The sequence below is a fragment of the Falsihalocynthiibacter sp. S25ZX9 genome (assembly GCF_041205405.1).
In the GTDB taxonomy this organism is placed as follows: domain Bacteria; phylum Pseudomonadota; class Alphaproteobacteria; order Rhodobacterales; family Rhodobacteraceae; genus Falsihalocynthiibacter; species Falsihalocynthiibacter arcticus.
The window spans coordinates 1-304 of the sequence record NZ_JBGFCD010000229.1 but is presented as its reverse complement, the minus strand read 5'-3'; the positions used below and the strand labels follow the sequence as shown (position 1 = coordinate 304).

At 52.3% G+C, this 304-nt stretch carries 1 protein-coding gene; it reads left to right on the top strand.

Annotation, left to right across the window (positions count from 1 at the left end; translation table 11 throughout):
* Nucleotides 1-274 (top strand): amino acid--tRNA ligase-related protein (locus AB9F29_RS22040; protein ID WP_369757268.1); only part of this gene is annotated, 274 nt, incomplete at its 5' end.
* Nucleotides 275-304: the final 30 nt, after the last annotated feature.

Genomic DNA, 304 nt, shown 5'->3' with positions numbered 1-304 from the left:
CAAAGCGTTTGAAATCGCGGGGTATGGCGCCGAAGAAGTTAATAAACGCTTTGGCGGCATGGTCAGCGCGTTCAAATATGGCGCTCCTCCCAACGGTGGTTGCGCCGCAGGGATCGACCGGATCGTGATGTTGTTGGCCGAAGAAGCCAACATTCGCGAAGTCATCATGTTCCCAATGAATCAACGTGCCGAAGATGTGATGATGAGCGCCACGAGCGAACCCATGAGTGAACAGCTTATGGAGCTTGGTTTGCGCGTTATTCCACAGGACTAAATCTGAAACCCTCCGCCTGTTCTATGAATG